Origin of the sequence: Nonomuraea rubra, assembly GCF_014207985.1 — a bacterium.
GTDB lineage: Bacteria > Actinomycetota > Actinomycetes > Streptosporangiales > Streptosporangiaceae > Nonomuraea > Nonomuraea rubra.
In genome coordinates this window covers 5467892-5481358 of the sequence record NZ_JACHMI010000001.1, presented here as the reverse complement: position 1 = coordinate 5481358, position 13467 = coordinate 5467892, and the positions used below count along the sequence as shown (strand labels likewise).

General features: G+C 67.6%; 8 protein-coding genes and 2 pseudogenes. 6 read left to right on the top strand and 4 right to left on the bottom strand.

Going from position 1 to position 13467, the window contains the following annotated elements; translation table 11 throughout:
- Window positions 1-9: 9 nt before the first annotated feature.
- From HD593_RS24895 to HD593_RS24880, 4 genes and pseudogenes are all read left to right on the top strand, one after another.
- Window positions 10-948, top strand: a complete 939-nt coding sequence (locus HD593_RS24895) for a VOC family protein (protein WP_183642702.1) — start codon at window positions 10-12, stop codon at window positions 946-948.
- 160 nt (window positions 949-1108) lie between these two features.
- Window positions 1109-1564 (top strand): annotated as a pseudogene (locus HD593_RS64475) (MBL fold metallo-hydrolase); the annotation flags it as partial.
- A gap of 361 nt (window positions 1565-1925) precedes the next feature.
- Window positions 1926-2345: a fumarylacetoacetate hydrolase family protein gene (locus HD593_RS24885; protein WP_221524939.1), complete on the top strand. Its 420-nt coding sequence runs from the start codon at window positions 1926-1928 to the stop codon at window positions 2343-2345.
- Between the two features lie 170 nt (window positions 2346-2515).
- Window positions 2516-3724: an amidohydrolase family protein gene (locus HD593_RS24880; RefSeq protein ID WP_185104518.1), complete on the top strand. Its 1209-nt coding sequence runs from the start codon at window positions 2516-2518 to the stop codon at window positions 3722-3724.
- Between the two features lie 21 nt (window positions 3725-3745).
- Here HD593_RS24880 and HD593_RS61705 read toward each other — a convergent pair.
- The 4 genes and pseudogenes from HD593_RS61705 to HD593_RS24860 all read right to left on the bottom strand — a co-directional run.
- A pseudogene (locus HD593_RS61705) lies at window positions 3746-4046 on the bottom strand (transposase); the annotation flags it as partial.
- A gap of 223 nt (window positions 4047-4269) precedes the next feature.
- Window positions 4270-6120 carry a glycosyl hydrolase 53 family protein gene (locus HD593_RS24870; RefSeq protein ID WP_185104517.1) on the bottom strand — a complete coding sequence of 617 codons (1851 nt, stop codon included), beginning with the start codon at window positions 6118-6120 and terminating at the stop codon, window positions 4270-4272.
- A gap of 349 nt (window positions 6121-6469) precedes the next feature.
- Window positions 6470-8221 (bottom strand): right-handed parallel beta-helix repeat-containing protein, encoded by a 1752-nt coding sequence (locus HD593_RS24865; protein ID WP_185104516.1) that lies wholly within the window; start codon window positions 8219-8221, stop codon window positions 6470-6472.
- Between the two features lie 12 nt (window positions 8222-8233).
- Window positions 8234-9277 (bottom strand): glycosyl hydrolase 53 family protein, encoded by a 1044-nt coding sequence (locus HD593_RS24860; RefSeq protein WP_185104515.1) that lies wholly within the window; start codon window positions 9275-9277, stop codon window positions 8234-8236.
- Between the two features lie 1512 nt (window positions 9278-10789).
- Here HD593_RS24860 and HD593_RS24855 point away from each other — a divergent pair.
- Together HD593_RS24855 and HD593_RS24850 are read left to right on the top strand one after the other, a co-directional pair.
- Window positions 10790-11020, top strand: a complete 231-nt coding sequence (locus tag HD593_RS24855) for a hypothetical protein (RefSeq protein WP_185104514.1) — start codon at window positions 10790-10792, stop codon at window positions 11018-11020.
- Between the two features lie 31 nt (window positions 11021-11051).
- Window positions 11052-13292 (top strand): rhamnogalacturonan lyase family protein, encoded by a 2241-nt coding sequence (locus tag HD593_RS24850; protein ID WP_185104513.1) that lies wholly within the window; start codon window positions 11052-11054, stop codon window positions 13290-13292.
- The last annotated feature ends 175 nt before the right edge of the window (window positions 13293-13467 follow it).

Genomic DNA, 13467 nt, shown 5'->3' with positions numbered 1-13467 from the left:
GAGTCCGACATGACCAACCGTCTACTTACCCATTTGCGGCACGTCGACCTCGCCGTGCCGGACTACGACAAGCAACTCGACTTCTACGCCGGCGTCTGGGGCCTGACCAAGGTCGCCGAGGACTCCGGCATCTCCTTCCTGGCCGCCGAGGGCTCCCCCGAGCAGTACATCGTCCGGCTCCGCAAAGCCGGGGAGAAGCGCCTCGACCTCATCTCCTACGGTGCCGCGAGTCCCGCCGACGTGGACACGCTCGCCGAGCAACTGCTCTCGGGTGGCGTGCAGTTGATCTCCCAGCCCGGCAAGCTCGACACCCCCGGCGGCGGCTACGGCTTCCGCTTCTTCGACATCGACGGCCGCACCATCGAGGTCTCCGCCGACGTCGAGGCACGCAAGCACCGCCGTGTCGAGGAGAAGGAGGCCATCCCCGTCCGTCTCTCGCACGTCGTCCTGAACTCCACCGACATCAACGCCACCCGCGCCTGGTACGAGCAGCACCTCGACTTCCGGCTGTCCGACACGATGAGCATCCCGCACATGGGCGAGCTCATGCACTTCATGCGGATCAGCAACCAGCACCACTCCATGGCCATTGCCCGCGGCCCGCACACCTCCCTGCAACACCTCTCCTTCGAGATGCGCGGCATCGACGAGTACATGCGCGGCTCCGGCCGCGTGATGCGCTCCGGCGCCACCAAGATCTGGGGCCCCGGACGGCACATGGCGGGCGACAACACCTTCACGTACTTCCTCGACCCGCACGGCAACACCGTGGAGTACACCACCGAGCTCGAAGAGCTGGACGAGGACACCTGGCACCCGCACATCTACGACCTGACGAAGCCCGAGAACGCCGACCAGTGGGGCACGGCCAACCCAATGAACGAGATGATCGCCAAGGAGATGCACAACGACGTCGACCGCGGCGTCTTCGTCGCTCCGCCGGTCTGACCCCCTTGGCCCAGGGGGCTCGGCGCACTCCCCGCTCTGCCATGCCCCCGCGCCCCCGGCCTGTGCCAACTCACCCGGATCCTGAGGATTGCCATGCGTTTCGCCAGGTACGAACGGCACGGTCGCCGCCGCGTCGCCACCGTGAAGGACGGGGGTCCTGGTGATCGACACCTGCGCCACCGCGGCTCGCACCCGCCGGTTTCTCGACGCCGTGGACACGGCCACCGGCGGGGCGCCCGTCCGGCTGGCGGTGAACACCCATCAGCACGGTGACCACACCTACGGCAACAGCCTCCTCCCCTCCACGACAGTGATCGTCGGGCACAGCCGGATGCGGGAAGGGCTTCAGGCCCACCCGATCATCGACGGCTGCCCACCGCTGTGGAACCCGGTCCCGGACTGGGGGCCGGTGGCCCGCAGGCTTCCCGACATCTCGGCCGGCTCCGCACTCACTCTGCACGTCGCAGGTCGGCGGATCGAGCTGCTGCACCCCGGCAGCCCGGCGCACACCACCGGAGATCTGATCGCCTGGCTGCCCGAAGAGCGCGTGCTGTTCTCCGGCGATCTGGTGTTCGCCGGACTCACCCCGCTGGTCTTCATGGGCTCGGTGGACGGGGCCCTCGCCGCGGTCGACTGGCTGGAGTCCCTGCAACCCGACGTCGTCGTCCCCGGCCACGGCCCGGTCCTCACCGGCACCGGCATCACCCGGGTCCTGGACGAGCACCGCCGCTCTTACCGGCTCGTCCTCGACACCGCCCAGGATGGGCTCTCCCGGGGTCTGACGCCCCTGCAGGCCGCCCGCCAGGTCGACCTGGGCGAGTTCACGGGCTGGGCCGACGCCGAACGGATCGTGCTCAACCTGCACCGCGCCTACGCCGACCACGCCGGCCGGGACCTCGACGTGATCGCCGCCTTCGGAACGCGATCGCCTGGCTCGGCCGCCCGATGCACACCTCCGTCTGAAGGGAAGCGCGACTGTGCGGTTCGTGACCCACGCCGACGCCTACGTTGCCGGCTACACCATCCTCGTCGACTGGTCGGCCCGCGACGTCCAGTTCGCCGAGATGCAGGTCCGGCTCGGCCCCACCAAGGGCAAGGACACCGCCACCACCCTCGGACCGGTCCTGGTCACCCCCGACGAACTGCAACCCTGGCGCACCGACACCTCGTTCGACCTGACGATGACCGTCGAGATCAACGGCGAACGGCTGGGGCAGGACCGCTGGTCGTCCATGGCGTTCTCCTACGCCGACATGATCGCCTACGCCTCCCCCGGCACCGAGATCCGCCCCGGCGACGTCGTCACCGTCACCGTCGAACAACTCGGCACCCTGACCACCCGCGTCGTGCCAGGAGTCGAGCCGATTCCCATCCCACCCGCACGACGGGGCCGGTAGGCCCAGTCTGTCCGGAACGGCGACCCCCGTGAGGTCGCCGTCGCCCGCCCAGCCGAACAGACGGTCACCACGCCCCCCGAACACCCTTCGGCGGTCATCCTGCCGGTCCGGCAGACGTCGTAGCCGTGAAGCCCGAACCAGTACACGTCCAGCATTGCGAGGGGAGTCCGATGAACGAGTTCGTCATCGTCGGTGCGAAGGTGTTCGACGGCGAGAAGAACCTGGGCCAGGTCGACGTGCACGTCGCCGACGGCGTCATCGTCTCGGTGGGCGGGCCGCGTGTCACCGGGGTGGAAGTCGTCGACGCCACCGGCGCAACCCTGCTGCCGGGCCTGATCGACGCACACACCCACACCGATGCCGCGATGCTGCGCCAGGCGCTGGCCTTCGGCGTCACCACCGAACTCGACATGGGCTCGGTCCCCGCCACCATGATTCCGCTGCGAGCCGAGGCCGAGGCCGACCGGACTTTCGCGGACGTGCGGAGCGCCTCCTTTTCGCTCACCCACCCCGGCGGCCACCCCCACCAGTTACGGAAGGGCCTCAACGATCCGGTCTGGCCGACCGCGACCACCGTGGCGGAGGCGGCCGGGTTCGTCGACGACCGGATCAGCGAGGGCGCCGACTACATCAAGCTGATAGCCGAAAGTGGCGGGGCGTTCGGCTTCCAGTTGCCGCACGTACCACTGGAGATTCACACCGCCGTGATCGCCGAGGCGCACGCTCGCGGGAAAATGGTGATGGCCCACGCCATGACGCTGCACGAGACCGAACAGATGGTCGACGCCGGCGCCGACGGCCTCGCCCATCTGTTCGCCGACACGGCCCACACCCCGGAGATCGTCGACCGCATCGCCGGCGCGAACGTGTTCGTGGTGCCGACACTGACTCCCCTTGCCTCCATCGTCGGGCTGTCGCACAGCACGAACCTGGCACAAGATCCCCGCGTTGCGGGAAAGCTCTCGCCGGAATTGCGGGCGCACCTCTCCGACACGTTCGGCGGCTTGCCCGCCTCGCACTTCGACATGGCACTGGCCACGATCGCAGCCCTGCGCCAGGCTGGAGTCGACGTGATCGCAGGCACCGACGCCGCGGCCCTGGCCGTGCGCGGCGTGACCCACGGAGCAAGTCTGCACGGCGAGCTGCAACTGTTCGTACAGGCCGGTCACAGCCCCGCCGAAGCCCTGCGCTCGGCGACATCACTGACAGCACGACGGTTCGGCCTCCACGATCGGGGCCGCGTCGAGCAAGGCCTGCGGGCAGATCTCGTCCTGGTCGACGGTGATCCCACCACGACCATCAACGACAGCCTGTCGATTCGCGCGGTCTGGCGACAGGGCACCCGCCTCGCGGCCGCATCCACGCTCGGCTCCCGGTGAACCCGCCGGGAGCGACGAGGGCGTGTCTCCTAATTCCGGGATGCGGTGCGAGTGGTGATGATTGTTGCGGCGAGTAGGACGCCGCCGGGGAAGGCCGGGGCGTGCTTGTCGTAGCGGCTGGCGATGCCGCGCCACTGCTTCAGGCGGTTGAATGCCCGTTCCATGGTGTTGCGCTGCTTGTAGATCTCCTCGTCGAACGCTGGTGGGCGGCCGTCGGCCGAGCCTTTCTTCTGCGGGCCGCGATCTGGTCACGCCGTTCGGGGATGGTGTGCTTGATCCGGCGTCGGCGCAGTTCGCGCCGGGTTGAAGGGTGCGAGTACGCCCCTCTGTTCTGAGGGGGGCCTCGGTGCAGCAATGCACCGGGGCTACCCGGCGAGTGGGGGCCCAGTAGGAGCGCCACGGCGGCGCTGAGCAGGGGACGGTGGGCCACCAGGCCGGATACCAGATGAGAACGCTTCAGCCCCGGGGGTGAGGTTGAGGGCCTTGGCGTGGACCTCGACCTGTACCTCGCCGGAGAGCAGGAACTTATCACGTTGACCGCGTCGCTAGATGACGTCGATGACTGCGGTGACCTTGCCCAGCGCCGTCGTCCCGACGATGACGACCTCACCGGGCGTGTCGGTTGCCCCGTCCGGCAGCGCCTGCCAGCGAACGGGGATTGTGGTGATGGCGTTGTTTGCGGTGGTGAGCTTGCGGATGGAGGAGGGAAGTGCTGGAGTCCTGCCCACCCGGGTGGTGATGTAGACGGTGTCTTCAAGGATGTGCCTGGCCTGGCTCGCGTTGAACACGTTGATCGACGCGTGCGGCTCCCAGGTGTTGGGCAACTCGGGCACGGCCCGGAACATCGGCTGGTAGCCCGCCGGCTCCCAGACCAGCACGCCGGCACCCTGGTTGTCGACCACGTCATTGGCGGCCTGGAAGACCCGCTGGATGGCGTCTGCCTGGCCCTGGACGGTGCGTGGGAAGGGTGAGTTGGGCAATGGCGAGCCGTCGCCGCCGGACGCGGGGTAGGCGGTCTCGGCGATGTCGATTTCGTAGTCGGGGTAGGTCGTCGCGATCGTGTGCAGGTTGACATCCAGTGCGTCGGGCGAACCGTGCCACTCCGGATAGTAAGAGATCGCGAGCACGTCAGGGTTCTGGCCTTTGGCCTTGACCCGGGTGAGGAACTGGCTCCAGAACTCCATGGTCTTGGCGAGCCGTCCGGCGTCGACGATCACATGGATCTCCACCTTGGTCTTCGGCGACGTATCGCGGACGGCCTTGATCCCGGCCGCCGCCAATGTGGTGAACCGGTCCCACGCCTCGTTGTAGAGCCCCTGCTCGACCGGGTCGGTCGACTGCCAGTAGCGCCACAGCAGGCCGCCGCCGGGCTTCGACTGGTAGATGTCGGCCTGGTTGACGAAGTACGGCGGGTTGGTCGTGCCGATGAGGGCCGCCTCGCTGCCGTACAGGAAGCCGTTGATGATCTCATTTCCGACGGCGACCTTGTCCGGCGTGGTGCCCTGCTTGATCAGCCGGCGGAGGTAGTCGCCGGTGAAGTCGTACACCGCCTGTGTCAGATCGTCGAACTCCAACTCGGCCCAGGCGCGCGGTTTCGGCTGCTTGGCCGGGTCCGCCCAGGAGTCCGCGTAGTGGAAGTCGATGCCGAGCCCCATGCTCCGGTCCTTGATCCACCGTGCTGACTGCAGCGAGCGTTCCGGCCCCTGGCGCGGGACCGGTGTCGGTTCGCCGGTGCTTTCGTCCCTCGGCTCGTTGAAGATCCGCAGCCGGGCGTACTCCATGCCGCGGTCCTTGGCCACGTCGAGTAGGCGCGGTCCGGCGCCCCGGTCGGCGGCCAAGGGGCTGACCCAGTAGTCCCGGGTCTGGACGTCGTCCACCCAGGACAGGTCGGCGCCGAGGATGAGGTCGTCGCGCAGGTAGTTGAAGATCTGGATCTCGCTCACCCCGACCTTGGGATGGCCTGACGCGCCGGTGACCGTGAGCCGGACGAAGCGTGTTCCCGGCCGGGTGAACAAGTGCACTGCTCCCCGTGACGCGGCTCGATTGCGGGATGTATCGGCGATCTTGGTCCACCGGCGACCGTCGGACGAGGCCTCGATGACGTACCGGTACACCATGCCACGGTCCGCGAAGATCACCTTGACCTTCCGCAGATTGTCGTAGGCGCCGCCAAGGTCGACGGTCAGCCGCTGACGGGCCCTGGAGTCGTCGGCGTACCAGGATGTTGCCGGGTCTCCGTCAATGGCCAGTCGTGCGGTGGGTGAGCCGCTGCTTGCCGTGGCGGAGGCCCAGAACTTGGCGGCGATGTTGCTTTCGATCGGCTTGATGTCCGCGGTGCCGAAGATGGCGTACGCCGGCGCGGGCGCCGTGAACATCCCGGCCACCAGCACGGCCACGAGCACAGTGAGTGCCGCGGTGACGCGCGTCCCAGATCTATTGATCATGATTCCTCTCGTCGTGTGCGGCTACGCGTTGGCCAGGCAGTTGGTGATGCTCAGCCGGAAGGTTGCAGCGAATGGCGCCCGCTTTCCGGGCGCGACATCTTGGTGTGGACGGATGCCATCCCGTCTTGGATCGCATCCCTGGGTAGGGGTTAGGCGTTGGTGTGCGAATTTCGCGAATTTGTTCTGTGCACGTTCACAGGACCGGAGACTCGCGAGACATCCGGGCGGAGGGGAGGCAGCCGCTCTCGGGCGCAGCAGCGGAGGTCCCCTGCGCCCCTCCTGAACCGTGGGATGTGAGGTGTCAGCCGGCCGTGGGGCCGAGGTCGAGGTGGTCGATGTTGGGCAGTCCGGCTGTGGTGGTGGGGTCCACTCGGATGGTGTTGCCGCCGGTGGTCAGCGGGACGGTCATGGTCTTGGTGGCCCACGTCGTCCAGGCGCCGGTGGGTTCGAACGACACTGTCGCCACCGCGGATCCGTTGACGATCAGGTTGGCGGCCCTGGCGCTGCCGGCGCCGTTGGCATACCGGATTCCGAGCGACGCCGTTCCGGCCGCCGACGGGTTCACGGTGAACTGGGCATAGGCTCCGGCCGCGTTGGTGCCGTTACAGAAACCGCTGCCGGAGAAGCCGGCCCAGTTCGCATCGATCGTGCCCTGACACACCGCCGGCGCGGTCTCGGCCTCGTAACGCTGCCCCGGCGGCGTGTCCCCGGGCCACTCGAAGGCGCCGAGATCCGGGGCCTGCCCGGTGTAGGGCATGCCGATGTCGGTGCCTTTGTCGATCAGGGTGCTGTTCGCGGCAGGGCGGAGGTGGGGCAGCGTGGGCAGGCTGCCGTCTGTTTGGCGAGGCGCATCCCAGCCGGAGGTCGATACGCTCTGGAACTGGGAGTCCGTCAGGGTGACGCCGAGGTCCCAGGAGTTGTACGCGGAGCTGGTACCGATCATGTTCGACGTCAGCGTGCCCGTGTAGGCGATGTTGTTGCGCAGGTTGCCCCGGCCGACGGCGGCGCCGCTCGAGTTGATTCCCAGCATGTTGAAGTCGGGGTGGTTTCCGTAGCTGGTGTTGTTGAAGTAGTCGTTGGCCACCGGGTGGTGGTTGGCATAGAAGCCGGCTGCCTTGTTGAGGAAGGCTACTGAGAAGCGGACGGTGTGCTTCACCGCGCCGGCGTCGTACTCGGCGCCGAAGCCGCCCATCTTGAAGCCGGCGCCGTTGCCGGAAGGCGTCGTCGTCCCCGGCAGGTAACCGTTGCGCCAGGACCACGAGTTTTCGATGGTCACGGGCGAGTAGGTGGAGATGAGGTCGTAACCGTCATCCGCGTTCCACCACGCGCGGCAGCCCCGGAACACGTTGGCGGGGCGGCCAGCCGGCGTGTAGTGGGCGCCGAAACCGTCGGCGTTCTCGCCAGGCCCGTCCGAGCTGTTCGGGTCGTAGTTGTGATGCGAATCGGAGTTGAGAACGAGGTTGCCGCCCCCGCCGCTGATGAACAGGCCGGTTCCCATGTGGTGGTGCGTGTCGATCAGCTCGAGGATGTTGTTGCTGCCCGAGACCCAGATCCCCCAGGACTCGGCGTTCAGTTTGTTGTTCTGCGGCACGCCTCTGACGTCCAGCCCTTTGAGGTGGACATGGCTGCCGGTGATGCCGAATCCCTTGATCCGGCAGTTATCCGTCATGTGGGAGAAGTCGAATACCGGCTTCTCCCCGGGATAGGCCCAGTACCGGATCAGGTTGCCGGGACTACCGCTCTTGTTCAGGGTGATCGCGTCGACCCTGGCCGTCTGGCTCGAGCAGGCGCTGTTCGCGCGGGTGAAGACGTAGGTGCCGCCCCGGACGTAGACCGTGTCCCCGGGCTGGGCGGCCGCTTGCGCGCGAGCGATCGAGGCCCATGGGGCGGCCTGCGTTCCGGCCGCGCTGTCGCTGCCGTTCGGTGCGACGTAGTAGACGGCTCCGGCCGCCGCGTTGCCGGCCGTCACGGACGTGGTGATGAACGCGGCGGAAGAACCCACCACGACTGTCGCGATCAAGGCGGCACGCGCCACCGTCATGCAGCGTTTCATCAGTGAACTCCGTCAGACGTTGAGGAAGCCATCCATGGCGGCGGTGGGGCGTTTGCTGCCTTCGTCCCAGGCCGAGCTGTTGTAGTAGTTGAACGACGGGTAGCCCTCGGGCTCCCAGAAGAAGGTCCCCAGCCCGCCGAAGCCCTTGATCCCCGTGATGAACGCCCGCAGTGAGTCACGCACCTGAGTGGGCTTACCTACCGGGCCGCCGTACTCCACCTGCATGACCGGCTTGCCGTAGCTCGTCTGGATGGTCCTCATGTTGTTCAGTACGGGGGCCACGTTGCCGCCCTGCGCATACGAGGACAGGCCGGTGATGTCCCACTTCCCGCCGTTGCCGCGGTAGGCGTTGAAGAAGTTCTGAATGCTGTCGAGCTTCTGCGGCTGGGCCAGATGAATGAGCACCGGGGTGCTGGGGAAGACCTGCTTGACCGAGTCGTAGGCGGCATTCAGCAGACCGGTCATCTGGTTCGGCCGGCTGAGGCTGCCGGTGGGCTTGCAGATGCCCGAGTTCGTCTCATTACCGATCTTGACCCAGTCCGGTGTGACGCCGGCGCTCCTGAGCTGGTTCATCGAGTTGGTGACGTAGGTGCGCATCGCCGTGAGCATCTGGTCGTAGCTCATGCCGGCCCACGCCGCCGGCGGGTTCTGCACGCCGACCGAGTTCCAGGTGTCCCCGAAGTGGAACCCAACGAGCACCTGCAGGCCGGCGTCCGTACAACGCCGTGCCATCTGCACGGTCTCCGGCATGCTGCAGTGGCCGTTGCCCGGGTCGTTGGACGGGTTGACCCAGGTGCGCAGGCTGACGGCGGTGATGCCGTAGCCCTTGAGGATGGCCAGCAGGTCCTGCCGCTGGCCGGACCGGTTGTTCCAGTAGTAGCCGCGCGCCTCCATCTGCGGCATCCAGCTGATGTCCGCGCCCTTGATGAAGGAGGCGGCCTCTGCCTGGGGTGCCCGAATGGCGCTGGCGCCCAGCGCCAGCGCGCCGGCCGCCGCGCCGAGCAGGACGGTACGCCGCCGAAGACCGTCAGGTGTGCCTGCTTCGTTTTCGGTCATGGCATGAGATCCCTTCGATGCGGAGATGTCCGCTGTGGACTTCGACATGACAGGGGGCAACCGCCGAACCTCCGGTTCGGGAAGTGCTCCTGATTGCGCTGGCGGTCGATCGAACGAGGAGACGATCCCGGGTACGGGCACGACTCAGTTGAGATGGGGCGTGCCAACGGGCTGAGACACCACAGCCCTCGGCGGGGCAACGCAGCTGAACCTCATGAAACGATTTATCCCAAAGCGCGCGCGGGGGCACTTACGCACTCTTTGTCACTTGCCATCGGGGCGACGGCGCACTTGGAGGCTGGCGTGCCTGTGAGCTCCAGATCTTTGGTGCCGTCGGGTGACCGTGGAAATCGGCCGGCCCTCGCGGTAGGCGCCGAAGCCGGCACTCGCTCTGCCGCCCGTTCCCGTTCCGGTCACCTTGATATCCAGAAAAGGGCAGCTCAGGGTTATGTCACCAGGTGTTGTCGTGGCGACGGAAGACGGCCGAGGCGTTCCATCCCGTGCGTGGTCCGGCCGTCGGAGGGGCGCGGCCGGGAGCACGCACACACGATGCGGTCATCGATCGTGGGGGCTGATCGAGTGGGGCGCATGGGAGCTCCTAGGGAGGGCGGAGCAGTTAAACCGATATAACGGCGCAAGCGTAGGAGCGTTGCATCGGCTCGTCAAGGCTTCTGGACAGGCGGCCCGCCGCCGACGTGCTGGGATCGGGCTGCCAGTACGGTCGACGGCCGCCACGACAGGACTCCAGCAGCATGGCCGGGCGTAACCGGTTACTACAGGGCACCGGTCGTCACCATCAAGACTCCTGAGGTCATCCGGTTCGCTGTGCCCTGCCCGTGCGGCCGCCCGGCTTCTCCATGCGCCCGGCGGAGGGGACGCCTGAAACTTTCACGTCCGCACTCCAGAGTTCGCACTCTCTGGGAGCGTGCACAGACAGGAAGATGGCCTATTCGCAGACGATTACGGCGGCCTGCTTGCTCACGGCGTCCTTACCTAGGATTTCGAACAAGCCCTTTCAGTAGGCCACGCTCTGCATTACTGTGCACGTTCACAGAGCCTCATCCCCTCTGTGAGGAGGACATGTGGTCGCATCCCCCACCCCACTCGCGACTTCGCGCCCACCCGACCCCCGCCATCGCCCGCCGCCGCAGAACATGCGGTGAAACGACATCCGCCTAACTGCGACCGTCGACACCGGCCCGCTCATGCGAACTGTCCGCCCAGCCGCGTCCCAGGACGCGGGCGCCACTGGGCCGGCCCACTGTGTCCGCAGCCGGCGACACCACCGGCCGTGCGCGGTCGGCCGCGCCGTCTGCACAGGCAGGTGCTGGGGTGACCCCTGCTTTCGATCCCTGTCCCGATCGCCGGAGGACCCATGAAAAGGATCTTGATGACCGCCTCGACCCCCAGGTCAGGTGGACGCCGTAAGGCAGAGCCCGAAGAAGCTGGACAACCATAGGCCCTCACGGAAAAGCACGAATCATCATGGGTTCATCTCGGTCTGGCCATCGCGTGACAGGACCGCCGGTTTCCACGAGACTCGCCGTCCCCACCCTCCTCGCCTTCCCGACGGACCTGCTCGCCGTGCCGCTCGCGGCCCCGGCCGCGCTCCATCTGACGCAGGCGACCGACAGGGTGACCGACAACACGCCCTTCTCCTCCGATGGAGCGAGAGAGCTGACCAAACTCGTCCTGCGGCACATGTGCGAGCTGAACCTGTCGCCGGTGCCGTACCTGCGATAACCACCCCCGCCCTACCTGCTGGAGTTCCCTCATGTCCTTACGTAGACCGCGCACCGCGCTGCTGTCGGCCGGCGTCGCGCTGACGATGGCCGTCACCGGTGTCGTCATGGCCGCGGAAGCATCCGCCGCGACCCGTTACGAGGCGGAAAGCGCCCCGGCCACGTGCGACGGGCTCATCGAGTCCAACCACGCCGGCTTCTCCGGCAGTGGATTCTGCAACGGCACCAACGCGGCCGGCGCGGCGGCACAGTTCACCGTGACCGCGGCCGCGGCCGGCGCGGCCACCATCGCGATCCGGTACGCCAACGGCGCGACCGCGGGCCGTCCCGCGGACGTGCTGGTCAACGGCGCGGTCGCACATGCCGCCAGTGCGTTCGACCCCACCGGCGCCTGGACGAGCTGGGGGACCAAGACGCTGGCCGTGTCGCTGAACGCGGGCGACAACATCATCCGGTTGAGCCCGACCACCGCCGACGGCCTGGCCAACATCGACTACCTCGAGACGGACCAGGGCGGCCCGGACCCGAACCCGACCGGCCGGCAGATGGAGGATCTCGACCGCGGCCTGATCAGCGTGCGTTCCGGGTCGGGCAACCTGGTGTCCTGGCGGCTGCTGGGCACCGAGAGCGCGAGCACCGGATTCAACCTCTACCGGGGCTCGGCCAAGGTGAACCCCTCGCCGCTCACCGGCGCCACCAACTACCTGGACAACGGCGCGCCGGCGGACGCCTCCTACACCGTCCGAGCGGTCGTGAACGGCGTGGAGCAGGCCGCGTCCGGGCCGTCGCTGCGCTTTGCCGGCGGCAACTACCTGGACGTGCCGATCTCCCGGCCGGGAAGCACCTACACCGCCGGGGACGCGAGCGTCGGCGACGCGGACGGCGACGGCCAGTACGAGATCTTCCTCAAGTGGGACCCCAGCGACCAGAAGGACAACTCCCAGTCCGGGGTCACCAGCAACGTCTACATCGACGCCTACCGGCTCAACGGCCAGCGGCTGTGGCGCATCGACCTGGGCCGCAACATCCGGGCCGGCGCGCACTACACGCAGTTCCAGGTCTACGACTACGACGGCGACGGCCGGGCCGAGCTGGCGGTCAAGACCGGCGACGGCACCGTCTCCGGCACCGGGCAGACGATCGGCAACGCGGGCGCCGACCACCGCAACTCCTCCGGCTACATCATCACCGGGCCCGAGTACCTGACCATGTTCAACGGGCTCACCGGCGCCGCCATGTCCACGGTGAACTTCGACCCGGCCCGCGGCAACATCAACGACTGGGGCGACAACTACGGCAACCGCGGCGACCGGTTCCTGGCCGGCACGGCCTACCTGGACGGTCAGCGCCCCAGCCTCATCATGGGCCGCGGCTACTACGCCAAGAGCGCGATCGCGGCCTGGGACTTCCGCGACGGCCAGCTCACCCGGCGCTGGAAGTTCGACTCCAGCAGCGCCGGCAGCCAGTGGACCGGACGCGGCGCACACTCGCTGTCCATCGCCGACGTCGACGGCAACGGCACCGACGAGGTCATCTACGGCGGCATGACCATCAACGCCAACGGCACCGGCCGCTACACCACCAGCTTCTACGCCCACGGCGACGCCCTGCACGTCGGAGACTTCGTGCCCAGCCGTACCGGCAAGGAGATCTGGATGATCCACGAGCAGAGCTCCGGCGCCGCCGCCACCCTCCGGGACGCGGGCAACGGCTCGATCATCATGCAGAAGAACAACACCTGTAACTGCGAGGGCCCGGCACGCGGCGTGGCCGGCGACATCCACACCGGCAACGCCGGCGGCGAGTTCTGGGGATCGGGCACCGGCCTGGGCAACCTCTTCAACGCCTCCGGCGGCAACGTCGGGCGCAACCCCAGCAGCTACAACTTCGTGGCCTGGTGGGACGGCGACCCGGTGCGCGAACTGCTGGACGGCAACCACGTCGACAAATACGGCACCGGCGGCGACACCCGCCTGCTCACCGCCTCCGGAGCACACTCCATCAACGGCACCAAGGCCACCCCGTCCCTGTCCGGCGACCTGTTCGGCGACTGGCGCGAGGAAATCATCCTGCCCCGGGACGACAACGCCGCGCTGCGCATCTACGCCACTCCGATCCAGACCGACCGGCGGATCTACACGCTGATGCACGACACCCAGTACCGCGTCGCCATCGCCTGGCAGAACACCGCCTACAACCAGCCGCCACACCCGAGCTTCTTCCTCGGCGACGGCATGAACACCCCACCGCAACCCGACATCTACGTCCGCTGAACACGTAGCTGACCGGCGCCCCGGTCATCGAGAGTGCGCTGCACCCTCTACAACGGCGTGAGCTTCTGCCCGTTCGACGGCGCGACTACACCTCCTGCCCCGTCGGACGGTCACACCCACGGTAAGTCGGCCGATACCTCAGCTACTTCTCTTGGCCATTCGATTGGATCCGACC

Coding starts and splice junctions, on each gene's coding strand:
- HD593_RS24895 (WP_183642702.1), top strand. CDS start 10: ATGACCAACCGTCTACTTACCCATTTGCGGCACGTCGACCTCGCCGTG.
- HD593_RS24880 (WP_185104518.1), top strand. CDS start 2,516: ATGAACGAGTTCGTCATCGTCGGTGCGAAGGTGTTCGACGGCGAGAAG.
- HD593_RS24865 (WP_185104516.1), bottom strand. CDS start 8,221: ATGAAACGCTGCATGACGGTGGCGCGTGCCGCCTTGATCGCGACAGTC.
- HD593_RS24860 (WP_185104515.1), bottom strand. CDS start 9,277: ATGACCGAAAACGAAGCAGGCACACCTGACGGTCTTCGGCGGCGTACC.
- HD593_RS24850 (WP_185104513.1), top strand. CDS start 11,052: ATGTCCTTACGTAGACCGCGCACCGCGCTGCTGTCGGCCGGCGTCGCG.